The sequence below is a fragment of the Rhizobium sp. RHZ01 genome (assembly GCF_014851595.1).
Lineage (GTDB): Bacteria > Pseudomonadota > Alphaproteobacteria > Rhizobiales > Rhizobiaceae > Rhizobium > Rhizobium altiplani.
Genome location: NZ_JACUZZ010000003.1, coordinates 1 through 24,797, shown reverse-complemented (window position 1 = coordinate 24,797; position 24,797 = coordinate 1). Strand labels below are relative to the sequence as shown.

Genomic DNA, 24,797 nt, shown 5'->3' with positions numbered 1-24,797 from the left:
CGGGTTCGCGTGTCGCCCCTCACGCGGGTAGACCCGCAAGCCTCAATCCTTGGCGTAGCCGATCAACGTCCTTTTCTTCTCTGAGGTATGAGACATCTACAAGCCAGTTTACATAATCAACCGGACCCGCGGTCGCATCTCCGCACCATCGCCTGCTGACAGCATCGAGGAAGACCCGGCCGCATTTCTCTGCATCCTCGATCCGGTTGAGGTGAGCGTAGGCGGCCGCGCGCCACGCCATGTCTCGCGGCTCCCTTTCCGGCGTGGCGAATGTTCGCTGTTCGAGAAGGACGGCCGCCTCGCCGTATCGCTCCGTTTGGAAGAGGAGGCGGGATTTATAATAGTTGTACCAACTGGGATATAACGGGTTCAGTCGATACGCGATCTCCGCGCCGGCCAAGCCCTCCTCAGCCCGCCCAATGCCTCCTTGCATCCATGCCCACATTATTAGGATGGTGGCATCGTTGGGGTTCATCGACTTCGCCAGGCCAAGATGATGTTCAGCTCGTTTAAAGTCTCGCCACGTCAAGCAAATGTATCCCAGTGTGGACTGAACCCGTGGATCGCTCGGATCGAGGGCAAAAGCCATCTCGGCTGAACGCAGTGCTTTGATCCTGTTCTCATCCTCTTGTCTTGGAATGCCAATAGCACCGTCCGACGCGCGGTTGAGGTATATGTAGGCGAGGCCTGTATGGGCTCTGGCAAACGTCGGATCAATTTTAGCGGCACGCTCAAAAAGCGCCTCCGCGCGTTCCTGCGCTCCTGGCCTGAAGTCGTCAGAGAGGCGGTTGCCCTGCAGAAAGAGATCATATGCCCGCATGTCTTCCGGGCGACGGCGTCGTGACGTCAATTCGTTGTCGTCTATGACGCGTTGTGCGACCATGGCGACGATGCTCTGCGCAATCTCCTCCTGAGTGGAAAAAATATCGTCAAGGGATCGGTCATATCGATCTGCCCATAGGTGCGTCCCGCTCGCTGTCTCGACGAGCTGAACCGTAATTCGAACACGGTTACCAGCGCGCCTTACACTCCCTTCTACGACATAGCCCGCGCTGAGCGTCCTGCCGACCTCGCGCAAATCGAGCATTCGGCCGCGTAGCGCAAATGACGAGGTTCTCGCTATTACCATAAGCTCGGTGAACCGTGCCAATTCCGTGATGATGTCTTCAGTTATTCCGTCGCTGAAGTAAGCCTGCTCCGGATCACCGGACATGTTCTCAAATGGAAGTACGGCAATGGCAGGCCCGGTCGATTTTGGAGTTTCGGGTGAAGCGTAGGCAGACCCGCTGAGTGGCAAATGGTATGCCTTGATCGGCCGCGCGATGTTCTTGAGGTGCTGCTCACCAGCGTAGTCGAAATTCGCGTCAACCTTTCCAGCGAGCTGTTCGTAGGCTGCCCCCGAAATCAGAAGATCACCCGGCTGGCACAACTGCTCCAGTCGGGCCGCAACGTTGACACCATCCCCGAGCAGGTCGTCACCGTCCACCACGACATCACCGAGATTGATGCCTATGCGAAGGATGATCCTGTTTGCGGAACCGGCCGGCTCCTGTTCATTCGCCAGTGTGTTCTGGATCGCGATTGCACACGAGACAGCCTCAACCACCGAGCTGAACTCGGCGATCAGCCCATCGCCCATCAATTTGACCAGCCGGCCGGCATGTCTTGCAATCAGTGGACGAAACACCGAGGTCTGTAAATTTATCAGAACCGCAAGCGTATTGCGTTCATCGGCTTCGACAAGTCGTGAAAAACCGACGACATCGGCAACTAGGATTGCGGCTAGCCTTCGCTCCAAAGCTTCCCCTCCATTCCCCCGACAGTCGGCCCTGTCAGCTCCCGGCCGGATACCCGCATAGAAAAGCACAGGTCCAAGGCCGGGTTAAGCGAGAATTCCGATGCCGCTCGTTCGTGGCTAACGAGACTCATATTACGCCGAATGCTGCGACAATGCGCTTTTCGTTCCGCGAAGAAGCAGCGTCGGGTCATGGCGTTGACCCCATCAGTGGCGCAACGCTACGCGCGGCCTGGTAAGGTCATGGAGGCTGTCGTCAGAATTTCTCTATAGATCCAACCGGGAGGATCGATCGGGATTTCGGCTATGGCCGCCGGTCGTGCAATGCAGGATTTGCAAAGCTCACCAATCCCAGACGCTGGGCTGAGCCTGCGTTAGGCATTTCTAAATAGAAGGCGACTAATGTATCCGCATGCGCGGCTTACTCTTCCTGTTCGGTATCCTGGCTTGCTCGTGGGCGATAGATCGGATCGCATTCGGGGGGCAATACAGTCATGCAGCTTGGCGTGAAGCGACAGACCAGGCCAATTTCTTTCGCCATCGCGTCGAATATTCGATTAAGGGCATCATACCCCTCTCTCGACGTTGATCGCCCCGAACCTGCCCGTAGCACCGGGGACGGGGTCGTTTACCTCCTTTGAGTTCATCGAAGCGAACTTCAGTTCAGTTCGCGCGAACTCACGTGCAGGTTGATTAGTGCACTAACGCCCTATCTCAGTCATTGGATTGCATACGGAGGGCAATGACCGTGATCGTCGAAAAAGAACTCATTTCCAGAATTACATGGCGACTAATGCCGTTTCTCGGCATCCTCTACCTAATCGCATACATCGACCGCCAGAATGTCAGTTTCGCCAAGCTAGACATGGTCGACGCCCTCGGCATGAGTGAATACACCTACGGTCTTGGCGCCTCGCTGTTTTTCATCGGCTATTTCATATTTGAAGTACCAAGCAATCTTCTATTGGACCGGTTTGGGGCCAGCAAATGGTTCGCGCGAATCCTGGTGTCGTGGGGTGCGGTTACGATAGCGCTCGCCTACACGCAGAATGCGACGATGTTCTACATCCTCCGTTTTTTGCTGGGCGCATGCGAAGCGGGCTTCTTTCCCGGTGTCCTGTATCTGCTGACTCTCTGGTATCCGTCCGCCTATCGCGGAAGGATGGTCGGCTTGTTCATGATTTTCAGCGCTCTCGCGAATGCCGTCGGCGCGCCACTGGGCGGTATGTTGCTCGATCTGGATGGTCTCTATGGTCATGCAGGCTGGCAGTGGGTCTTCCTGGTGACGGGAATTCCCGCTGTTGTCGCGGGCTTCGTTACATTGATCTACCTCTCAGATCGGCCTGAAAGTGCGACGTTTCTGAATTCCGAGGAAAAGACCTGGCTGAAGGACCGCCTTGCTTTGGAGAACGCTGGCATGGAGGCGACCGCCAGCGATGGCTTCAAGGCGCTCGTCAATCCGCGGGTTCTCTTGATGGCGATCTGCTATATCGGGTTTCCCCTAGCGGCATACGGTCTCAGCTATTGGCTTCCGACCATCGTCAAGAGCTTTGGGGTCGGCAATACGGCCAACGGCTTTCTCAACATCATCCCATGGGTGCTGGTTGCAATCGCGCTCTATGCGGTCCCGTCAGCCGCAGACAGAGCCTCGTCGAAGACGCCCTATATCGTGGTACCAGCGGTTGTTGGCGCCGTTTGCCTGGTTCTGTCCGCCGTGATTCCGAACCATCTGCTTCAGTTTGCCTTTCTCTGTGTTGCGGCAGCGGGCATCTTTGCCGGGCAACCTGTTTTTTGGAGCCTACCGTCACGATTCCTTCGAGGGGCGGGTGCAGCCGCAGGTCTGGCGGCAATCAATTCTGTCGGAAACCTGGGCGGATTTATCGCGCAGAACGTCGTACCGTGGATAAAGGATTCGACCGGCAGCACCATTGCCCCGATGTTCTTCCTCGCGGCCTGCCTGGCTGCTGCAGCAATTCTGGTACTGGTCGTTAGCCGTATGGTCGGACGCACGCCGACGTCGAGTGAAAGCGGAAAAGCCAAAGTGAACGTGTAGTTGCCCCGTGGACCTCTGTTCAAAGGAAAGCGGGCATGGTGACGACGAGGTGGGTTCGGGAGGAAGGAGCCCGACAGAAGAATCATAGGTAAGTACTATTTACGCTATTTTTCTGCACGCCAGACGCATATGGAATTTTATATGCTACATTATTTTATCAATACTTTAACTAAACTCTATTCAAACTAATTTTCATTGAAGCGGATAAAGACTCGAATGTTTGTATTGTCGGTAATTGACCGTGATGATCAACGTGATCTTCTGGTGGCAAGCCTCCACCTTAGAGGAAGGTATCTCTATGCCGACGCCTGCGGCGCCAGATATCGCTTTCGAATTCAGGACGTGATCAACCTTTCTCCAGTCAATGACCACATGATTTTTCCATCTATTCCTGCCGCTAGAAGCGCCCGTCTAAACTAGCGCCGCCTGCGACGGTTGTGTTCGAAGGGCAGGTGAATCGCCGTACGGATTGGGTCGTCAAGACTTTCGCACGTGACCTACTGGCGAAGGATTCGAGATAAATCGATCCGCATGCCTGCGCGGCCGAGTTCGTTTTCACCGGGTGGTTCGGACGAGCTCGATGAGGCGCTTTCGGGCTTTCCTGGATACCTCCCATTTGGATCGTCCAGTTCGCCTTGACCTGCGATCGATCCACTGGGATCTTCGGCCTGAAATACGCTTTGAGCCTCGAACTCGCCCGTTATCCACGCATCGATGGCATCCTCGAACACTTGCGGGAAAACTTCAGCGCTTTCGGGGTTTCCGTACCATTTGCTGACAATGCGAAGAATCTTTGCGAACATTCTCGTTCCCAGGCGCAGGTTCACGCACGGATCGACAAGACCTGACGTCACTTCCGAAATGTCTTTTACGCCAACACCTGCAGGAAACTGCGTGAGGCCGACGCGCACGACTGAATGTCCGACATTCTGCTTGACGATTTCCATTGCTTGCTCGGGTGTTCCAGCCTTCGGCACGAGGACCAATCGCCCTCCCGCTCTCACGGTGACAGCAAGGGGATCGGAAGAGCCTGCGGCTTTGACGAACTGCTCGACGATCGCCGGCTTCAAGGAGGGATCGGCACATTTTGTTATGAGGGCAGGATCAAGCATGAAGGGCTCCCGGAACTACGTGTTGACAGAGAAGACAAGCGGCTTGTGGAAGAGACGCGACCAAGCCTCGACACTGGCACGCTGGATGGGCACGATAGACGTGCTGCCTGTCCACCAGCCGTTCCCAACGGCGACGATGATATCAGGGTCGTAAAGCATGGACTGAACGACCGGCCAGACGATGAGTTGCTCGTAGCAAATCACCGGCGCAACCCGTTTGCCTGCGATTTCGGCGACGGGATTGGAGAAGAAATACGCACGTGCGCCGCCGCCGCCATCAATCAGTGACTGCCAGGGCTGCCACATCGAACCGGGGACCGGCATACGCTCGCGGTAGATAATTCGCGCCCCGAACTCCGAAAGTTCCAAGAGCACATTGTCGTAACCGATCTCGTCGACCACGGATGCGCCTGCGACGACCGTCAACCCGCTTGCTCGCAATTCACGCAGCCATAGCCGTTCGACCGTTGGTGTCCAGAAGCCGATCGCACTCTCTGGCAACACAACCACGGCGCCTTTGCCGCGCCTTGCCGCCCGCGCCGTTGCAACAAGGCCACGCTGCCGTTCGAGATTGCTGGTTCGGCCGAGCGACGCTCCAAGTGTAAGCTCGACACCATACCACGAAGAGGGTAGGTGCTGCGTCGTCCACTGTGCGGCGGACCAGAGCCACAAGCCAATAATGGCTATGGCTGCAGCCGGCCGAAGCCTGGTCGTCATGATCAAGAGGCCGGCTGCCATTGTGCCAAGACCGACCCACCCCCGGCCGGGAAACAGAACTCCGGCGGCGGTGATCGGGTGAGCCCAGCCCAAAATTCCAAAGGGCGGCACTGCCATCAAAAACATGACCAAGAGATAACGGATTGCAAGACGCCATCCCGATCTCTCGGTCCACAGGACGGCGTGGACGCTGACGAAGGCCGCCGACGCTATCAACCAGAGCAACAGACCGGACAAGAGATTTGAACCATAGAAGGCGACTGCGCCATGCGGCAAACCTCGAGATGCCGCAAGAAAATAGGTCGCCGATGCCATGGCGGCACTTGGCCGGTTGCGCGCCACGGACCAGATAAACGGAAAGGCGGCAGACACAGGAAGGGCGAGGGGATTTCCGCACCAACCGATCCAGCCAGCCGCTAGTGCCGCGCCCAACAGGACACTGTTGCGGACCAGTTCACGGCGCATAGGTGAGGACCGCCTTTGCCAGGCCGAGCACCCCGGAGGCAGGCACTGGACCAAAGTAGCGAGAGTCGAAGGACCCTATGAAACCAGAGTGAAGAAACACGTAGCCCGTCGGTACCGTTCCTCCGCTGAATCGCCTCAAGCTCCGACCTTTGCCGTCCAGCTGGGCCGGTGCGGAATGCGGCAATGCAAGGCCGTCGATCCTAACCAAGCGGTCAATTTCGATCCTTTGTGATGACATCGCAACGATGGTTTTGATGAGCGGCGCATAGCCACCGGGACAGATCCCCGATCGAAGGTAACCGCGGTCAAACGCTTCTCGCATGGTGGGCGTCGGCGGCGGACAGACAAAGACCAGATCGCCAATCTTGTAGGGTCCTTCCGGCATTTGAATTCGCCAGATCCCGAGAGGTTCGCTCGGCGTTAGATTGATCCGATACCCAAGCGCGCCTCCGGTCACGATGAGAGCGAAGAGAGCTGCAATAAGTGCGACAGGCAGACTCACGCGACGCCAAATTCGCGATGTTTGCCGGCGCTGATCGTGCAAAAAGGTCATTTCAGTGAAAGCCCCTTCCTGATCGTTTGCCGCAAGGCCTCGGAGTGCTTCAGAGAGGATGTCGATCGCTCTTGGGCGGACAATTGCTGAGCCGCGCGCAGAAAATTCCAGGCCGTCTTCATTTCTGCCTTCTGCAGAGAGTTCATCCCGGTCGTGAGGGATCGATAGGTTTGCCCGCTCGAGTCCCTTGCCGAAACCCCTAGGAAAGTCCGTTCCCCGAAGCGCTCCGCAACAGCCTTTGCAAACCCCTCAAGCTCCAGCCTCACCCTCTCGTCGGCGAGCCCGTGCTCGAGGACTGCGTGCAAGTCACTGCGGTCGATCGAATCGCGAACCTGCTCGAGCGCCGATCTGGCGTTCGGAGAAAGAGCGGGAATATTGATCGCGCTCTTCTGGCGGGCGGCGCACTCCTCTGTCTCATACTCTCGTTTTGCATTGGCGCGAATTTCAAGATAGCGGCCCAGACTGCGCGCCAGCGCAGTGACATTGACGACCGCCGTGTCCCGATCTTGCTCGTCGGATTTGCTGGCGAACAAACCCGTCTTGCCTTTGAGGGCACCGAAGCTACTCGGCTCTTCGGCGATCTTGAGCAGTGTCGCTGACGCCCTCGTCCGGTCAGCCAGTATCGCAGCGACATCGATGGCCTTGAATGCGGCCTCAGGTTGGGCATAGACGAGGTGGAACCGAACGAAGACATCTTCCCATAGCTTTTTTAAACCCGGGTCGGCCGCGAGCCTGTCCTCGACGACCTGCCCGATCGACCTCGAAAAAGTGGTGATCCCGGAAACCATGGGCTCTGCCTCCTTGATTGCGTGGTATTTCATCGCCGGCCCGACCAGGCCGAGTCGGGATCCGACAGCGGCCAGGCGCGACGCGAGCGTGATGAGGTTGTGCTTCTGCCTGACTGTCCAAGCGAGCCGGTCACGAACAAGCGTTCGGGCGACATTGACGGCATGAAGACCGCGTGCGTCAGCAAAGCGGAGCGCCTGTCGGTAGGGGCTGCCTTGCGCATAGTCGAGCGTCGTTTCCTTGACGTTCGTGCGAGAAAGCAATTCGATGAGGCCTCCAGCCTTTGTGAAGGACCGGCGGCCATAATAGACGCTGAGATCCTCGCGGTGCCGGGTCATGGCGACATAGGTGAGGTGACGGTCGAGGGAAAGAGATGCCAGCAACTTGACTCGATCGACAGTAGCGCCCTGGGCTTTGTGCACCGTAGTGGCATAGCCGTAGTCGACGTTGTTGTAGAAGCGCTGCTCGACCGCGACCTGGCGGCGACGCTCGCCTTCGCCGATGACGGCAACGATGCGGCCGGGCCCCGCTTCAACGACCTTGGCAAGCATGCCGTTCTTGACACCAAGTGATCCCTCGTTCTTGAGGAAAACGATCTGGTCGCCGGCCGCGAAGTTGCGATCTCCATCGGCTGTCTTGAAGGTAGACCCACCATCGATGACGCCCCGTTCAATGAGCTTGGCACGCGCTAGCTCGTTCAGCGTCCGGACATCACGACGCAAATGAGCAAGGATCAGGGAAGACCTGGCTGGATCATAGTCGCGGCTCCAATCCGCAATGAGGTTTGAGACCGCTTCAATCTTCAGCTCGGCGCTGATCATCCTTCCATTCGACCGATAGGCTTCGACCGCCTTGCCGATGTTGCCATGCGCAAGATCGCGCGAGGCGTCACGCATCCATTGTTTGCGCTGGCGATATATCGTGTCGAGTTCGGCATAGCCGATACGATTGGCAATCGCTCGGAAGGCCGCGCCCGCCTCGATCGGCTGCAACTGTTCCGGATCGCCGACGAGAACGAGTTTTGCGCCGGCTTTGGTGACTGTTTCAACGAACAGCGCCATCTGCCGCGACGAGACCATGCCCGCCTCATCGAGAACGAAAATCGTCTTGTCGTCGAGCTGATCGCGGCCTTGGCTCCAACGGAGCCCCCACGACGAAAGAGTGCGGGAGATGATGCCTGCTTCCTTCTCGAGACCTTCCGCTGCCTTGCCGGCAAGGGCACCGCCAACGACGCGATATCCGGCTGTTTCCCATGCCTGTCGAGCGGCCCTCATCATTGTGGTCTTGCCAGCACCGGCCCGACCGATCACTGCCGCGATACCTTCGCCACCGGCGACATGTTCGATTGCGCTCGTCTGTTCATCGGACAGGCGATCATTGCGCGCAAAGGTCGCGCCGAGCACTGTCTTTTGAACCTTGTGCGACGATCGCTTCGACAACCAGATTGCTCGATTGACCATTTCGGCTTCCAGCCGGATCAACTCGCGGGTTGTGTACTTGTCCGGGGTACATTGACCTGTGGCGAAGTCGATCCTCTCCCGATCGAGACGCAGGGTCGCGGGGCTCTGCAGGATGCGAGCAAGAAGGCTTTGGAAAAGGATTGCGTCGTCGATATAGCGATGCAGGAACTTGGCGACATCGCGCTCATCGAAGACGCTCTTTTCCCGCGCAATCAGGTCAAGTACGATCCCCGGATTGCGCTGAATTCGTCGCGCATTCTCGGCCCGGCGCTCATCTTGCAATTCCAGCCGCTCGAGCGAGACCTGTTCGCCCGAGCCTTCCGCCTTCCGTTCGATTGCCTTGGCGCCGACACCGAGATGGATAGTCGGGGTCAGCTCGATACCCTGCTTTTCGAAGGAACGGCCATCGATGCGGATGTCGAGACCGGCAACTGCCAGATGCCGATTCTGGCAGGCAAACCAGCCGTCGCGAAAGACATTGAAATCATCCAGTCTTCCAGCCCAAAGCTCATAGACGATCTTGCCGCTGTCGTTGCGGAGCGGATTGCCGTCCGCTCCGAGCACGGGCACTTTCTTGGCACCGAAACCGTCTTCCGTCAGCGGCCGCAATGTGGTCATCAAATGGACATGCGGATTGCCAGGCGCATCGTGGAAGACCCAATCGGCCACCATGCCCTTGGAGATGACATGCCTTTCCACAAAATCGCGGACAAGCTCGATATTCTGCTTAGCCGAGAGTTCGATCGGCAAGGCGATCGTCACGTCCTTGGCAAGCTGTGCGTCAGAGCGCTTCTCGAAATCCTCGACCTTGTTCCAGAAGGCTTCCGACGCAGATGAAACCGAGCGGTCGGCAATGATTTCGCGTAACCACCCCGGCGCGTCGACTGGAATGACAAACTCCTCATGAAGCAGACCCTGCTTCCGGCTGTAGTCGATCGTCCGGGCTTCCCGCTCATATTCCATCTTGGTGCAATGGCGGTAGGCAGCCGACAGCACTGCGCTGCGGCCGGACCCGCGGGCAACGATCGTGACTGAAAAATGCGGGACGGTCACTGTGAAACCAGCTCCTTCGAGCAATCGAATTCAATAAGCTCGTCAGGAGCGGCGGCCCGAAAAGGCCAAGCGCAGAGCGTCGCGTCAGCGACGTATAATTGCGCCCTTCGGATCCGCTCCTTCGGAACGGTCGGGATCATGCTCAAAGGTGTTGGCTGCGCCAACTCGCATTTCTGTCAGTAGATCGTCTCGCCAATCTGCGGGACCTTCCTGCTTGAGGAAGTCGAAACCGCATGAAAGGGCCGATCGGGAATGAAGAAACCGTCTGCAAGAATTCGCGAAGAAATCGTCCGTCTCCAGGAGCAGTTGAAGCAAGCCGAAACGCGGGAGGCCGAGCGCATCGGTCGCGTCGCTCTCAAGGCTGGGCTAGGCGACATGGAAATCGAGGAATCTGACCTTCAGACGGCATTCGAAGGTCTCGTCAAACGATTTTGCGGGACGAGACCCGCGTCGACAGAAAAGGACAAAAGCGGGGCAAGCAGAACCCCGCAAAGCGCGTCGAACCGACCTGGAGCAGATCAAGACAGCACTGGCGAGGATTGATCGGATGCAGCGCGCAAGAAACTCGCAAGCGCGGAAGAAGGATACACGCGACAAGATCGAACTCGGGGGCCTGATTGTCAAGGCGGGCCTTCGCTACGAGAAGCGCGCACTTCTTCTCGGCGCTCTGATCGATCTCAATCGCCGTCTCGGGATCGACGATGGCGAGCGAGCGCGACTGATGGCCATCGGCAACGAGGCATTCCGCCATGACAGCAAATAGGGTGGTGCTCCTTTTCATACCGATCATGTTGATGATTGGTGTTACCGTTGGCACCACTGGCATCGAGCAATGGCTGGCAACGTTCGGCAACACCGATGCGGCCAAGGCCGCGCTCAAGCATCTAGGCATTGCCGCGCCCTTCGTCGCAAGCGGAGGCGCCGGGGTGATCGTCCTCTTCGCCGCAGGCGGCTCGGTCAACATTCGTTCTGCTGCCTGGGGCGTCGTTGCCGGAGCCGCCGCCACATTCCTGATGGCATTTGCCCGCGAGGTAATCCTGCTTTCTGTTTTTGCAAACCAATTGCCCAGGGGCAGCAGCATGGTTGCCGATCTTGAGACAGGGACGGTAGCTGGGGCGGTGACTGCACTGATGACTGGATGTTTTGCGCTGCGGGTTGCGCTTCTCGGAAATGCGGCATTCCCGCGCGCCGAGCCAAGGCGTGTTATGGGCAAACGCGCCCTCCATGGGGAGGCCGACTGGATGACGATGCAGGAGGCGGCACAGCTTTTCCCGAATAGCGGGGGCATCGTGATTGGAGAGTGTTACCGCGTCGATCGTGACGACGTTGCTTCACATCCATTTCGCGTTGACGATCCTGAGACCTGGGGCGTTGGCGGCAAGTCGCCGCTGCTCTGCTTCGATGGATCGTTCGGATCTTCCCACGGCATCGCCTTTGCAGGGTCCGGTGGTTTTAAGACGACTTCAATCACCATTCCAACCGCGCTCAAATGGGGCGGAGCGCTTGTCGTGCTTGATTCATCGAACGAGGTTGCGCCTATCGTGATCGAACATCGTCGAAAGGCTGGCAGGGACATTCTTGTCCTCGATCCAAAGCACCCAGACATCGGGATCAATGTCCTCGACTGGATCGGACGTTTCGGTGGCACCAAAGAGGAAGACGTAGCCTCGGTCGCATCTTGGATCATGAGCGAAAATGGGCGAGCACAGGGAGTGCGCGATGACTTCTTTCGTGCTTCGGCACTTCAGCTCCTCACCGCAATTATTGCCGATGTCTGCCTGTCCGGCCATACGAAGAGCGAAGAACAGACCCTTCGCCAGGTACGCAGCAACTTAGCGGAACCGGAGCCGAAACTGCGCCAGCGATTGAAGGAGATTCACGACAACTCCAAATCCGATTTCGTGAAGGAGAACGTGGCCTCTTTCGTGAACATGACACCGGAAACCTTCAGCGGTGTCTATGCGAATGCAATCAAAGAGACGCATTGGCTTTCCTACCCAAACTACGCTGCGCTGGTATCCGGATCGAGCTTTATGACAGATGCGATTGCCGACGGCGACACGGACGTTTTCATCAACATCAATCTCAAGACGCTCGAAATGCATTCCGGGCTGGCGCGCGTCATCATCGGCACGTTCCTGAACGCCATCTACAATCGGGATGGCAGGATGAATACGCGCGCGCTTTTCCTTCTTGATGAAGTGGCACGCCTTGGGTACATGCGAATTCTGGAGACGGCGCGAGACGCTGGTCGCAAGTACGGCATCACCCTGATGATGATCTACCAATCGATTGGTCAGATGCGTGAAACCTACGGTGGCCGTGATGCATCAAGCAAGTGGTTTGAAAGCGCAAGTTGGCTTTCCTTTGCGGCGATTAATGATCCTGAAACGGCAGATTACATCTCACATCGCTGCGGCATGACCACGGTAGAGATCGATCAAGTCAGCTTGACCTCCCAGTCGCGCGGATCATCGCGCACGCGGTCGAAGCAACTGGCGCCGCGGCCACTGATTCAGCCGCACGAAGTTCTTTGCATGCGAGCCGACGAGCAGATCATCTTTACCACCGGCAAGCCACCGCTTCGCTGCGGCCGCGCCATCTGGTTCCGACGTGAGGACATGCGGCAATGCGTTCGGACGAGCCGCTTTTCAGTCGCGTCGGGCGGACCCTGAATGTGAGCTCGAACTAGCCCGCGTCGCATTGCGACATCACTGAAATGAATCGGTGAGCCGGAACCGATTCAAAACTGTCGTTGGACCCGGAATCTCCAAAGCGCGATTCTGTGTGCATGATCTCGCAACCCTACAAACTCTACATCGAGCGCACCGATCCGACCCGCAACATGGCTCGCTTTTATGCCATGTCGATTGACGCGACTCTGTTTGGTGACGTTTGCCTCACCCGTCGATGGGGACGTATAGGCGCCAAAGGACAGACAATGACCCACCATTTCGAGCGAGAGCACGATGCGGTGGTGCTCTTTCTGGATCTGATCCGGCTTAAGCGAAAGAGAGGGTACGCCACGGTCGCCAGTGGGCGTCGCTCATCCTGAAGACGACTGAAGAGCAAAGGACCTCGCGTCAGAATTCTGACTGCCAGCTTTAAGCACGACGCGCGGGAGGCATTATCCCTAATCGCGATGAAACGAGATCCGCAGCAAAGGTGCACCGGGTCGCGCTCGAGACGAAAGTGAGCGCCCTAAGGGTGGTGGCTCGACTTGCACGATATCTAACTGTTCGGCCATGGCGACGGCAAGCTCTGCTCTGGCAATCTCGAGCTCGGCTACGATTTGACGACGCCCAGCAGCCCAACCTGCATTGCGGAGTTCGGCGCGCAGTTCTTCGATCTGCTGTTCGATAAGATTGGCCATCGTTTCGTCTCCTGAAGTTCGTGAAGGACGACAACCGCTGCCAGTGACACGATAGATGGGGCAGGGGATCGCATCAATTCCGATGACGCCGGCGAGTGGGAAGCCTATTTCAACAGGCTCCGCACAATCGGGAAAACCGCGCATTGTCGGGGAGCTGACAACCGATCAAGCTTTATTGGGCAGCTATACTCCCTCTGTTCGCAGCAAAGGCTGGAAACCGGCTCCGCCTTGTGGCGGAGCCGGGTCACTCGCTAGTCCCGGTTCGGGCGGGACCAGATAAGCTGGAGGCTTCCTCCGCCTTCGACTTCGGCGAGTGTCGCGTAAATCGGGGCAGCAAAGCTCGGGTCGTCAAGTTTGACGGAGAGGTAATCGCGGCCCTGCTCGGAGGTCTTTTGCCAAGCAGCGCCCAACTCGACATTTCCAGCATAGATGCGGAAGTGAGGGCCCTTTTCGGAGGGGGTCTCGACCCGGGAGATGCGAGCCTTGAGATTGAGGGCGAGAGTGCGGATCGAACCCGTAAATCCGTTCTCGGTGGAGGTGAAGGTGCCGATGGTTGCCATTCTAAGTTCCTTTCGTTGTTTCCGGCCGCGCCCATCGCGGCCTCGATGACAGTCACGAGTCCGTGGACGATCGGACCGCACCTATTTGGCCGAAATGAAACGGAGGGCGGCAGTCGCATGTTTGTTAGTAGGCGAGGAATGACGGCGAAACGGGAAGGAGTAAGAACACGCGACTGCCGTTGGGGGGATCGACCGAGGCGAAGCCGTACTAAGGTTAGACACCTCTCATCGCGGTCGCAGACGGAGCGCCAACAATCCATGAAGGGAACTTGGGTCTGACGGCCTCGAATAAACGGTCTGTTCCAATGCCGACTTATCGCCGAAACATCACCCAACGCGCTCAGTTCGGCCGTACCGGTGCACCGGAAAAGTCGCAGATGAAAGAACACGGCAAGGACGGCTAGCAACCGTGCCAGATCCAGCAGTTAGATAGTGCTGAGACATTTCCCAAGACCGCTGAATAAGCAGCGCACTCGGAAGCGCCGCCGCTTTGTCGAGCGGTCGGTCGATTTTGGTTCCGCTTCGATTGCGCTTCGCGTCAGGTAATATTATCTTTTTATTTCAGCTACTTAGCAGAAAGTGGCATAACATGCATTATGGAACCGGACTGAGTTCTCGCTTGCGTCGGTTCTACTGCGCCGCTCGAGTGTTGATCGCGGCCTGGCTATCGGCCGCAGCTGATAGTGTTCTTGATAAATGATTGGCTGAAGCCCTCTTGGTCAACGCGCAACCAAGCCGGGTGCCTCTGAGTGCTCCATTCGCCACACATCGTTAGATGAGGCCATGACGGTCCGCTCGACCAATGTCAGCCCGTTTCGAACCGTCGTGGAGAACACAATAGCCCCTCTTTCACCCCATGCCGAAGCGACAACAAGGACCGTTGCAAAGCGGCTTGGTCTTAGTGAGCGAACTTTTGCTAGGCGGTTGGCGACCGAGGGATTGAGTTTCGGAGAGATCCTTGACCAGCACCGGCGCGAGCTAGCGTTGCGCTACCTTGAGGAAAATCTTCAAGCCTCGCAGATCGCGTGGTTGCTGGGCTTTCATCAACCAAGCTCATTCAGCCATGCGTGCCGCCGTTGGCTTGGCAAGAGCCCATCAGAATTTCGGCGGGCACGCATGGTGAGCCCCGTGTTAGAGCTGCTATAGTAGGCCCCGCGTAGTGCCGGAGATCGACTCGACCGCGGGCGCAGCTGCGTTCTCGCACTGCCGCCAACAAACGCAATTCGAGGTATCAGCGGCCTCCCGGTGACCTTGCCGGAGTGGAACGAGCGTGCCATCATGCTGCCCTCAACATCAAGAGCAGAGCCCAACGCAGGGACTTGTTCAGGAGTAACCGATTCTCGCTAGCCGTATGATGGGCTCGGCGCACAACCTCTTAATACTCGATTCTAAATGGGTGGAAATAGGAGGTTATTGGCCATGACTTCTGCAATACACCGTAGGTTTCAGATCCCTCGTCGCGAGCGACTGGGTCTCTTAAGCCTGTGCAACGAAAGTGGTCTCACCATCTCATTCCTGCCGAATGGAACGCTGTTTGCGATCGAATATCATGATGAGTTTGGGGCGATCATGGTCAATCAGATGTTGGGATCGCCGGTCTACGGAGGGATTGGCAGGCTCTATCTAAGGATCGGTGGTCCGAACGGAGGAGTATTCGAGATCGTAGGGTCGCGAGCAAAGGTTTCCTTCGGCCAAGGAGATACCTTCTTCTGGAAGGGGCAATCGAGCGAGATCCGACATTCTGTTCAGCTTGAGCTGCACCCAACCGAGGCGAAATGGTTCTGGCGGGTAACGCTGGAAAATCTCTCTCGGAGCCCTGTCGAGGCGGACCTGGTCCTTCTACAGGACATCGGGATTGGAGACCATGGCTTCTTGATGGGAAGCGAAGCCTACGCCTCCCAGTACATCGACCACACGATTGTCGATCATCCAGTGTTCGGTCCCGTGGTAATGAACCGCCAAAACCTCAAACAGCCGGGCGACCGCAATCCCTGGCTTGCTCATGGTTGTATCACCGGAGCTGCGGCTTACGCGACCGACGCGATCCAACTTGTATTTCCAAGGCAACCTTGCCACACCGCAATGGTCCCGGATTTCGGCAACAACCTCCCCGCGTTCCGTCGACAGCATGAATTAGCGTGTCCAAGCATCCAATCTACGCTGCTTTCCATAGGACCAGGAGCAAACTCAGAAACAACATTCTTCGGTCTGTTCATTCCTGATCACCCCGAACCTTCAAGCGAAAAGGACCTCGCAAAACTGGACGGCATTGAGCATTTGGGAGCCAGTTCCTTGGACACCAAGGTCGCTGTAGCAGGTGTCTCGCGCAGTTTGCTCCAGGACGTGTCAGAAACGGCATCGCTAGCACTCGACAATGAGATGGTGGAGGCGCTCTACCCTGAGCGACACCTTGAGGAGCGAATTGATGGGCAGCTTCTCTCCTTCTTCGTGCAGGATGGTCGGCACAACCGCCATGTTGTTCTACGAGGCAAGGAGCTTATCTCCATCAGACGCCACGGCGAGATCATGCGGAGTGGCCAGAATATGCTTCCGGATGATAGCACTCTTGCCGCGACCTGTTGGATGCAAGGAATCTTTGCCGCACAGCTAACAATCGGAAACACCTCATTTCACAAACTCTTCTCGGTTTCGCGCGACCCCTACAATCTGACGATAGCAAATGGCCTAAGGATCCTCGTTGACAAAGGTGATGGCTGGCAACTCTTGGGTGTTCCGTCTGCCTTCGAGATGGGACTGAGTTATTGCAGGTGGCTCTATCAACTATCAGGGCGCACCGTTACCATCACAGCAGCCGTGTCCGGAAAGGAACCGGCAATGCAGTGGGAAATAACGACCGAGGGCACTCCCTGCCGTTTTCTTGTCGTCGGAAATCTCACACTAGGCGATCGCGAATTTGAGAGTGAAGGTTTTATCGATATTAACTTCAAACGTAAGCGCGTGACGTTCCGCCCCGACGTTAATGGCCTATGGGCACAAAAGTACCCAGACGCCGCCTACTATCTAGTCACGTCGATGCCCGACGTTCTTGAGAATATTGGCGGGGACGAACTCCTGTATACCGACCGCATTGCGCGTGGAGGGCCATTTGTGGTCCTTGTGGTTCGGGAGACAGACGTCTTCCGTTTCGCAGTGACCGGATCAATCGTTAGTCAGGAACAGGGCGAAGATCTCGCCGAGCGCTACGAGGCCGGTGTCGACCTTTCGGATATGCTTACCCCCGCCTCTGCGTTCTGGAACCACGTGACGCGGAATATTGTGATACAGGGAGACGGGCCTGATCTTTTGGCCCAAGCGACGTTCCTTCCCTGGCTCGCCCATGACGCAATCGTTCATGCAAGTGTCCCGCATGGGCTTGAGCAATTTACGGGCGCGGCCTGGGGAACCCGCGATGTTTGCCAAGGCCCAGTAGAGCTGCTTTTAGCCTTTGAACATGACGACGAGGTTCGAGAGATCCTCCGGATTTTGTTTAGTGAGCAGTTCCGGGACCGTGGCGACTGGCCTCAATGGTTCATGCTCCCGCCGTATTCGAATATCCGCGCGGGGGAAAGCCATGGCGATATCGTGGTTTGGCCTCTAAAGGCTCTTTGCGATTTCATCGAGGCGACAGGCGACGTTGCGATCCTGGACGTCGCCGTGCCCTGGCGATCCGACGACACCTTGGAGCAAACCCAGGAAGAGGCAGCAATCTTCAGCCATGTTGAAAAACTGCTCCAGACTGTACAAGAACGCTTCATCCTTGGAACGAACTTAATTCGCTATGGCGAAGGGGACTGGAACGATTCCCTTCAGCCCGCCGATCCGCACCTTCGTGACTGGATGGTAAGTAGCTGGACGGTCGCACTATTGTACGAGCAGGTGGCGCGGTATGCAGTCATCCTTGACGGAGTTGGACGTTCAGCGGGAGCGGCCGACCTGCGGAGAACGGCCGCTGCGATGCGCCAGGATTTCAACGATCATTTGATCCGCGATAATGTAGTCGCTGGCTACGGTATCTTCGATCCAGGTGGGGACATCGAGTTGCTGCTCCATCCAGAAGATCGGCGCACAGGTCTCCATTACTCATTGATCTCGATGACGCAGTCGATCCTCGGTGGTCTGTTTACCCCCGAGCAGAGCGAACGCCATTTGACGGTGATTAAGGAGAAATTGCTGTTTCCCGACGGTGCCCGGCTCATAGAAAAGCCTGTGCGATACTCGGGGGGAACCGAGAAGCTCTTTCGCCGTGCGGAATCATCTGCATTCTTTGGTCGCGAGATCGGGCTGATGTATATGCATGCGCATCTTCGTTATTGCGAAGCGCTGGCATTGAATGGGGACGCCGAAGGCGTGTGGAACGGCCTTGCACTCGCCAATCCAATTTCGCTTGCCGACCGCCTGCCACAGGCGTCGCTGCGCCAGCGAAACACTTATTTCAGCAGTAGTGACCCCGCCTTCACCGACCGCTACCTCGCTTCCGCTGAATGGGAGGAGCTCCGGACCGGTCATATTTCCGTGGATGGAGGGTGGCGAATATATTCAAGCGGCGCGGGCATTTACACTCGGATCCTCGTTGAGAAAATCCTGGGTGTCAGGCGCGAGTTCGGCAAGCGGGTCCACATCCCGTTGCTGCCAGATGCGGTTAACGCAACGGCGGTATTCGGTTGGGACGTCGAACCCGGCTGAATATCAAACTTTTGAACACGGACGACAGTAGCCTGGCCGCCCCCAGGAACAAGCCTTGCGCCTCTGACGCGCACGGCAACGGGTAGGGTAGAATTCTTCAACGGCGACAAGGGTTTTGGGTTCATCACTCCAGATGGTGGGGCCAAGGATGTTTTCGTGCACATCTCAGCGCTACAGGCCTCCGGTATTCAGTCACTGCGTGACGGGCAGAAAGTCTCATTCGACACTGAGCCGGATCGGACCGGAAAAGGGCCGAAGGCGATTAATATCGATCTGCGTCAGCGCGTTCACCCGGGTGGACCAAATGCCGATATAAGTGCCGATGAGCAGCGTCGCGATGTGCGCAGGAGGATTCCGGAGCGCCATCGTGTGGGGGCGCCTTGCCACGCCCTCGCCCGGCTAACAGCCCCCCAATCTTGGCGCCGGACCCATTCGCTTTCGCGGGACCGTGAGGACATGCGCCCCTCTCCACTCAGGACCTTGGCAGTTTGCCACAAACAATTGGCTTGATAGCGCAAGCGACGAAACAAAACACCGCCTATTTGCCAAGACGAAAAGCGTGAACGCCGAAACCGGGTTGCCGGTTTCATTGCATGTCTTGATGATGGCTGCTCGTATGGAACACCACAGATGATAAGGCTGTCATTCGCGGTTGCTGCCGCGCTTTTATCCGCGTCCACCTGCTTTGCCGGTGTCTGTTCATATCAGAACGGCAACGCTCTCTTGGCGGACTGCTCCTCCAAGGCATCCACCCTGAAGGCCTTCTGCATCGGCTACATTGAGGGTGTCATTGATGGCCTTGAAGTAACCGGGAACATTACAGGGGCGGGTCAATGCCTCCGTTATGAAGTCACGGGCGGCCAACTCATGGATGTCGTGGTGAAGTCACTACGCAAGAACCCAGAAACCCGCCACAACGCCGCTGCCGCCCTCGTGGTATTTGCCGTAGCCAACGCGTTTTGCTCGGGAGATGCAGCATGAAAACCGCAATTTCCATTGCCATTGCTACCAACGCAATTAGCTCGGCCTTTTGCTCGAACCGCGACACGGCAGTGAATTGATGACGTACACGAGACTCCAACTTCAGTTTCACCAGCGCATGCTACGGTTCATCAAGGAACACAAAGCGGCGGGGCTGCGTCATCCAACCCGGTTTGCCGAAATGTGTGAAAGCATGGGCGGCACAAAAGCCGTAGAACAATTGCTTGCCACCGGCATGTCCACTCGCTTGCCTCGGCACGATGGTTTTGCAACCGCATTGTTTGCCGACCGGCTGGACATGACGGCCGAGTGCATCGTGTGGTCAGAGAAGGAATGGCAACCGCTGTTCCCTGGCTATCTGGACTACCTTGACCGTATTGCCAGAGAATTGGGCTTTGAGGTGGACGCATGAGAACCGCCGCTCTTCAACGTGGTATCCTCGTGATCGCCGTCCGCGCTGTGGCCAAAGAGAAGCGGGATTGCCCCAACGCGTCAGGCAGCAGCGTGACCGGCTGCCATATCTGGACGGCTAACACCCACACGCACATTCCGCCGCGGCCCCAGGCCCCCGGTTGGCTCCTCTCATGCTTCGCCTCGGGGCGCGTTCAAACAATGTGGCTCCAGTCATGACCGAAAGACCCGACCTTGAAATGGAGTTCTCCGTTGCTGCCGATGATGCACGCGGCGGCGTGGTTGCGGTGATCAGGATGATCTATCAGATGTGCGAGTATAACGAACGTGGCACCGCCGATGCCCTAATGATAGCACTGATAGCGGCGACGGCACTCTGGAATCGCCACGCCCCCGACCACACCGACATGAAAAGCTTTTGCGCCTTCATGGATCAAGCCTTCGTTCTGTCGCGAGATTGGTTCCCCGCCGCCCGGGAGAACCTGCAATGAACTACAAAATCGAAATCGTGCCGGTCAAGTTCGCCAGAAGCGGACGTACCATCAACACCATTCACGTATACTTCGACGGTGCGTTTGTTGGCTCGGCCAACCAACCCCGGGCGGCCGCAAGTATATTAACGGACCGCAAAGTGCCGCTTGCCGACGCTTTGGCGGCAATCGATCAAGCAAGAGCTACCCACAAGCAAAAAGGCTCCTGAGAGGGAGCCAAGTAATCACCTTGCAAGAGAGAGTTCTAATGTACCGCAGAACAAAGCTGGTAACCATTTCGCTCGGCCTCGCCCTCGGTGCGGCCTCCCTCGCCCATGCCGGGTGCACCGACTACGGCAACGGTGACTCCACCTGCTATGACTGGCAAAGCGGCAACCGTTACAGTATCCACCGCGACGACAATGGCGACATGACAATGAGAGGTTCCAACCTCGGCACCGGCTCAACCTGGCGTCAAACTTACGACGCCGACACGGGCCGCACCCGGGGCTACGACTCTGACGGCAATTTCTGGAGCTGCTCAAAGAGCGGCGTTTGCTACTAAAGCATGCGTGAACCGTGGCGGAATGCGAAGTCATGACGTCAAAATCAACTTCTCAGTGAGCAAGAGCGGGTTCGAGAACTCACGTCGGGCATTGACGGGTGCTACTCGACTGAACAAGAGCCTGGTCATCGCGGTGGCTTAAGCGGAGCCAACGCCTGCATAAGAGCGTTTTTGTGCGTTCCCGGCAGCACCAAGACCTTCAATCAGCGGTCCGGGACCTCAAGAACAAGATTTAGCCAGAGTGCCTAAATGTACGAGGATTTTCGGTATGGAGTGCCCTTTGCCAAGCGCCTACAAAGATCGATTTTTTGTGTCTCGCAGACCAGACGATACGTTTGCCGTGATTGATCGCAACACCGGCTACCCGGCGGATGTTGGTGCGACGTCGATCAAGCTGTTACAGAACGAAGCCGAGGAGCTCGCGATACGGCTGAATAGTGACGTGTTCGATGGCCTCTCAAAGAGTAAAGAATGATCCAATCCCACTGACGCATGACCTCGCCAGGCGTCATGCTGCCTTCCTGAAATTTCGGAGCGCAAAGCAGAGCCAAATGTGTGTGGTGGAAACCATGAGCTGTTTAGCATCAATGAGACGCCAAAAGCGGCGCCCTGGGCGCTGTCGCAATTTCTGATGAAATGCGTAGGGCATGGATCAGGGAATATTGAATTTGCGATTCTACTCCACTACCGCGCCGCCAAAAGCAACGACGAGATTTTGGGATCGTCAACTTGCTGCGTAAAATGCTATAGATAGGAGGTAGTTGCCTGCTCGGAGCAGATTCCAGTGACCCCCGAAACAACGCATGGCAGTACCTCATTGACAGCGGGCCTTCGGCTCGACGTGGTAGCCGGACTTACAGCAGCGGCGGTTGTCCTGCCCAAGGCGATGGCTTATGCCACGGTTGCCGGACTGCCGGTGAGCGTCGGCCTCTATACGGCTTTCGTTCCGATGATCGTCTATGCGTTGCTCGGAACGTCACGCGTGCTGAGCGTCAGCTCGACGACCACGCTGGCAATCCTGGCTGGAACCGAGCTTGGGACCGTCGTTCCCGATGGTGATCCCGGCAAGCTGATCACCGCCGTCGCAACGCTCACCGGACTCACCGGCGCCCTTCTGATCGCTGCCTCGGTCCTTCGCCTGGGGTTCGTGGCTAACTTCATTTCGTCGCCTGTGTTGACCGGCTTCAAAGCGGGCATAGGGTTAGTGATCGTGCTGGACCAGGTGCCGAAACTGCTCGGCGTGCATATTGCTAAGGCAGGCTTTTTCCGCGATATCGTCAGCGTGCTGCAACATGTACCGGCAACGTCGCTGCTCACACTGACAATTGCAGCCGCGGCGTTGATCGCATTGTGGACGATGGAGCGGCTCTGGCCCCATTCACCGGCCCCGCTGGTGATTGTCGGCGCAGGCATCTTGGTTTCCTGGCTCGCCGGCCTGAATGCCCTGGGCGTTGCAACTGTGGGGTTCATCCCGCGGTCGCTCCCATCAATCACTCTTCCTAGTCCCGGCTTGATCGAGCAACTTCTGCCCGGGGCGCTCGGCATCGCGCTAATGAGCTTTACCGAAACGATTGCCGCCGGACGGGCCTTCGCGGTCCCTACAGAGCCGTCCATCAAGCCCAACCGGGAACTTCTGGCAACGGGAGCCGCCAATCTGGCCGGAGCTTTCTTTGGCTCCATGCCCGCGGGCGGTGGCACGTCCCAGACGGCGGTGGTTCGCGCCGTTGGTGGACAATCGCAAAAGGCCTCTCTGGTCACCGCCGCGGCGGCGGCGGCCACCATGCTGTTTCTTGCCCCGCTGTTGGGCTTGCTGCCGCAAGCCGTGCTCGCCGCGATCGTGATTATTTACTCGGCCGGACTAATCGCCCCCGCCGAATTTGCATCCATCCGTAGGGTTCGGCGGATGGAGTTCCGCTGGGCGCTGGCGGCGTTCCTGGGCGTGCTTGTCTTCGGCACGCTTCAAGGCATCGTGGTCGCGATCGCCCTTTCGCTAGTCGGCCTGGCCAGTCAGTCGGCCAAGCCGAAGGTCTCCGTTGTTGGCCGCAAGCGGGGCACTGATGTGCTCCGGCCGCTGTCACCTGACCATCCCGACGATGAAACGTTCGAGGGCCTGCTGATCCTCCGTCCGGAGGGCCGGCTCTTTTTCGCTAACGTTCAACAGGTTGCGGATCAGATCCAGTCGCAGGTCGCCAAGCATAAGCCGCATGTGCTTGCGCTCGACATGAGCGGTGTCTTTGACATCGAGTATTCCGCCATGCAGATGATGATTGAGAGCGAACGGCGCCTTGCCGCACAGGGCATCACGGTGTGGCTGGCAGGATTGAATCCCGATGTGCTCGACTACGTTCGGGCCTCCGGTCTCGCCGACAAACTCGGCCGCGAGCGGCTTTTCTTCAACATGCCTGCCGCTCTGCAGCGCTACTTAGGCGGCAGCGTCGACCGCAGCTAGTCTAAGTATGGAACCTATGGCGGTCGTCCTCACTGCTCAACTGGTTAGCCGCCGTTTCGATGAGGCTACTTAGGCCGCCCCTGCCTGCGCCGCCCACAGCCATAGCTTGTTGTCGTGCGACGGATTAGAATAGCCGACAATTATTCCAGTCTGACTGAGCCCCCTGGCGCACAAGGAGGGAACAAATGACAGCGGAATCGGCCCTTGAGCCCAACAAAGGGGTCGAGGTTCCTGAGCCAAAAAAGGAGCCCGGCAATCCTTTGCGAAGGGTGGCGCTGAGTGTGCTGCTGCTGGCGGCTTTTCTCTTTACGCTCGGCGTCTTCATGGAGCGGCGAACACCAATGTCGTCGCAGGCCACCGTGCAGGCATTTGTCATCAGCATCGCACCGGAAGTTGCCGGGCGGGTCGTTGAAGTCGGCGTGATCGACAACATGCGCGTGTCCCCCAAGCAAATGCTGTTTCGCATCGACCCCCATCAATACCAGATTGCGGTATCAGAGGCCGAGGCGCAGCTCGATAGCGTAGGCCAGTCCATCGGTGCGTCAACGGAGGCCGTCAACACTGCCCAGGCCAAGCTCGTGGAGGCGCGGGCCTCTCGCGACCTCAGTCTCGAACAGGCCAATCGGGCAAAGCTGCTGGTTGAGCAGGGAGTCTATCCCAAATCCAGATACGACCAGGCACAGTCGGGCTACGATCAGGCAGAGGCAGCCGTAGACGCCGCCGAAGCCGAGCTAAAGCGTGCCGAGCAGGAACTGGGGCCGGTGGGCGCCGACAATCCCCAACTGCGAGGGGCGCTTGCGGCATTGGAAAAGGCTAGACTCGATCTCAGTCGGACCACGATCGAAGCGCCGGGCAAAGGTGTCGTGACCAATCTTCAACTGACCGCGGGCGGCATGGTGGCGGTCGGCCAGGGAGCGCTGACATTCATCGACGTCGATACGGTGTGGATCACCGCCGCGTACAAGGAAAACAGCCTGGAGAACGTGACCCCCGGCGATCGGGCCGAAGTGTTGTTCGATGTATTGCCCGGAAAGCTGTTCCCGGCCAAGGTCGAGAGTGTCGGCTTGGGCGTCGCCCAAGGCTCGATCGATCCCAGCACCGGTCTGCCGAAGATTTCAACGGAAAGCGGCTGGATCCGAACGCCCCAGAGTTTTCCGGTAAAACTGGTCCTGGACGAAGGACTGCAATCTTCCGGACATTCTGCCCATATCGGGGAAGAAGTCGAGATCCATTACCGCTGGCATGCATTTTATGGTCGGCAGGTGCGACGCTACTACGGCGAGCGGCGCAGCGGATCGGAAGTCGTCGTTG

Annotated in this window: 22 protein-coding genes and 1 pseudogene; 16 read left to right on the top strand and 7 right to left on the bottom strand. The window is 57.6% G+C overall.

Annotation, left to right across the window (positions count from 1 at the left end; genetic code table 11):
- Positions 1–19 precede the first annotated feature (19 nt).
- On the bottom strand, positions 20–1,798 hold the full coding sequence (locus IB248_RS04780) for an adenylate/guanylate cyclase domain-containing protein (RefSeq protein WP_192240413.1): 1,779 nt from the start codon (positions 1,796–1,798) through the stop codon (positions 20–22).
- Between the two features lie 745 nt (positions 1,799–2,543).
- Between IB248_RS04780 and IB248_RS04775 the strand changes: the two genes are divergently transcribed.
- Positions 2,544–3,848 (top strand): MFS transporter, encoded by a 1,305-nt coding sequence (locus tag IB248_RS04775; protein ID WP_192240527.1) that lies wholly within the window; start codon positions 2,544–2,546, stop codon positions 3,846–3,848.
- Between the two features lie 497 nt (positions 3,849–4,345).
- Here the strand turns inward: IB248_RS04775 and IB248_RS04770 are convergent, their stop codons facing one another.
- Genes IB248_RS04770 through traA form a run of 4 tightly spaced genes read right to left on the bottom strand, consistent with a single transcriptional unit; the run spans position 4,346 to position 9,994 of the window.
- Positions 4,346–4,960, bottom strand: a complete 615-nt coding sequence (locus IB248_RS04770; protein WP_192240412.1) for a TraH family protein — start codon at positions 4,958–4,960, stop codon at positions 4,346–4,348.
- Positions 4,961–4,975: 15 nt separating this feature from the next.
- Entirely contained in the window at positions 4,976–6,142 is a 1,167-nt protein-coding gene (locus tag IB248_RS04765; protein WP_192240411.1) for a conjugal transfer protein TraB, read from the bottom strand.
- The gene (gene traF, locus IB248_RS04760) at positions 6,132–6,695 is read right to left on the bottom strand and encodes a conjugative transfer signal peptidase TraF (protein ID WP_192240410.1); all 564 of its coding nucleotides are present in this window, start codon (positions 6,693–6,695) and stop codon (positions 6,132–6,134) included. Before traF ends, IB248_RS04765 begins: the two co-directional genes overlap by 11 nt.
- Entirely contained in the window at positions 6,692–9,994 is a 3,303-nt protein-coding gene (gene traA, locus IB248_RS04755; RefSeq protein WP_192240409.1) for a Ti-type conjugative transfer relaxase TraA, read from the bottom strand. The genes traF and traA overlap by 4 nt, the downstream gene beginning before the upstream one ends.
- Positions 9,995–10,246: 252 nt before the next feature.
- Here traA and traC point away from each other — a divergent pair, with 252 nt between their 5' ends.
- The 4 genes from traC (at position 10,247) to IB248_RS04735 (ending at position 13,049) form a co-directional block, all read left to right on the top strand.
- The gene (gene traC / locus IB248_RS04750; RefSeq protein ID WP_192240408.1) at positions 10,247–10,537 is read left to right on the top strand and encodes a conjugal transfer protein TraC; all 291 of its coding nucleotides are present in this window, start codon (positions 10,247–10,249) and stop codon (positions 10,535–10,537) included.
- Positions 10,538–10,541: 4 nt separating this feature from the next.
- Positions 10,542–10,757 carry a type IV conjugative transfer system coupling protein TraD gene (locus IB248_RS04745; protein WP_018860152.1) on the top strand — a complete coding sequence of 72 codons (216 nt, stop codon included), beginning with the start codon at positions 10,542–10,544 and terminating at the stop codon, positions 10,755–10,757.
- Complete coding sequence (gene traG / locus IB248_RS04740) at positions 10,744–12,669, top strand: Ti-type conjugative transfer system protein TraG (RefSeq protein WP_192240407.1); 1,926 nt, start codon at positions 10,744–10,746, stop codon at positions 12,667–12,669. Before IB248_RS04745 ends, traG begins: the two co-directional genes overlap by 14 nt.
- Positions 12,670–12,785: 116 nt before the next feature.
- Positions 12,786–13,049, top strand: coding sequence for a WGR domain-containing protein (locus IB248_RS04735; RefSeq protein WP_025662679.1), 264 nt, complete (start codon positions 12,786–12,788; stop codon positions 13,047–13,049).
- 78 nt (positions 13,050–13,127) lie between these two features.
- Here the strand turns inward: IB248_RS04735 and IB248_RS04730 are convergent, their stop codons facing one another.
- Both IB248_RS04730 and IB248_RS04725 read right to left on the bottom strand, forming a co-directional pair.
- Positions 13,128–13,367 (bottom strand): hypothetical protein, encoded by a 240-nt coding sequence (locus IB248_RS04730; protein ID WP_192240544.1) that lies wholly within the window; start codon positions 13,365–13,367, stop codon positions 13,128–13,130.
- A 251-nt stretch (positions 13,368–13,618) separates the two neighbouring features.
- Positions 13,619–13,927, bottom strand: coding sequence for a DUF736 domain-containing protein (locus IB248_RS04725; protein ID WP_018860148.1), 309 nt, complete (start codon positions 13,925–13,927; stop codon positions 13,619–13,621).
- A 783-nt stretch (positions 13,928–14,710) separates the two neighbouring features.
- On the opposite strand from IB248_RS04725, the gene IB248_RS04720 reads away from it, so the two are divergent.
- The 11 genes and pseudogenes from IB248_RS04720 to IB248_RS04670 form a co-directional block, all read left to right on the top strand.
- Positions 14,711–15,073 (top strand): helix-turn-helix transcriptional regulator, encoded by a 363-nt coding sequence (locus IB248_RS04720; protein ID WP_246779208.1) that lies wholly within the window; start codon positions 14,711–14,713, stop codon positions 15,071–15,073.
- Positions 15,074–15,346: 273 nt separating this feature from the next.
- Positions 15,347–18,610, top strand: coding sequence for a cellobiose phosphorylase (locus IB248_RS04715; protein WP_192240406.1), 3,264 nt, complete (start codon positions 15,347–15,349; stop codon positions 18,608–18,610).
- Between the two features lie 63 nt (positions 18,611–18,673).
- A pseudogene (locus IB248_RS04710) lies at positions 18,674–18,880 on the top strand (cold-shock protein); the annotation flags it as partial.
- A gap of 360 nt (positions 18,881–19,240) precedes the next feature.
- Positions 19,241–19,591 carry a Rap1a/Tai family immunity protein gene (locus tag IB248_RS04705; RefSeq protein WP_192240405.1) on the top strand — a complete coding sequence of 117 codons (351 nt, stop codon included), beginning with the start codon at positions 19,241–19,243 and terminating at the stop codon, positions 19,589–19,591.
- Between the two features lie 79 nt (positions 19,592–19,670).
- Complete coding sequence (locus IB248_RS04700) at positions 19,671–20,003, top strand: hypothetical protein (protein WP_192240404.1); 333 nt, start codon at positions 19,671–19,673, stop codon at positions 20,001–20,003.
- Between the two features lie 214 nt (positions 20,004–20,217).
- Positions 20,218–20,493 carry a hypothetical protein gene (locus IB248_RS04695; protein WP_192240403.1) on the top strand — a complete coding sequence of 92 codons (276 nt, stop codon included), beginning with the start codon at positions 20,218–20,220 and terminating at the stop codon, positions 20,491–20,493.
- Entirely contained in the window at positions 20,490–20,702 is a 213-nt protein-coding gene (locus IB248_RS04690; RefSeq protein WP_192240402.1) for a hypothetical protein, read from the top strand. The genes IB248_RS04695 and IB248_RS04690 overlap by 4 nt, the downstream gene beginning before the upstream one ends.
- 38 nt (positions 20,703–20,740) lie before the next feature.
- Entirely contained in the window at positions 20,741–21,037 is a 297-nt protein-coding gene (locus IB248_RS04685; protein WP_192240401.1) for a hypothetical protein, read from the top strand.
- A gap of 280 nt (positions 21,038–21,317) precedes the next feature.
- On the top strand, positions 21,318–21,512 hold the full coding sequence (locus tag IB248_RS04680; protein ID WP_192240400.1) for a hypothetical protein: 195 nt from the start codon (positions 21,318–21,320) through the stop codon (positions 21,510–21,512).
- A gap of 309 nt (positions 21,513–21,821) precedes the next feature.
- On the top strand, positions 21,822–23,486 hold the full coding sequence (locus IB248_RS04675) for a SulP family inorganic anion transporter (protein WP_348648517.1): 1,665 nt from the start codon (positions 21,822–21,824) through the stop codon (positions 23,484–23,486).
- A 185-nt stretch (positions 23,487–23,671) separates the two neighbouring features.
- On the top strand, positions 23,672–24,797 hold a 1,126-nt coding region (locus IB248_RS04670), incomplete at its 3' end, for an HlyD family secretion protein (protein ID WP_192240399.1).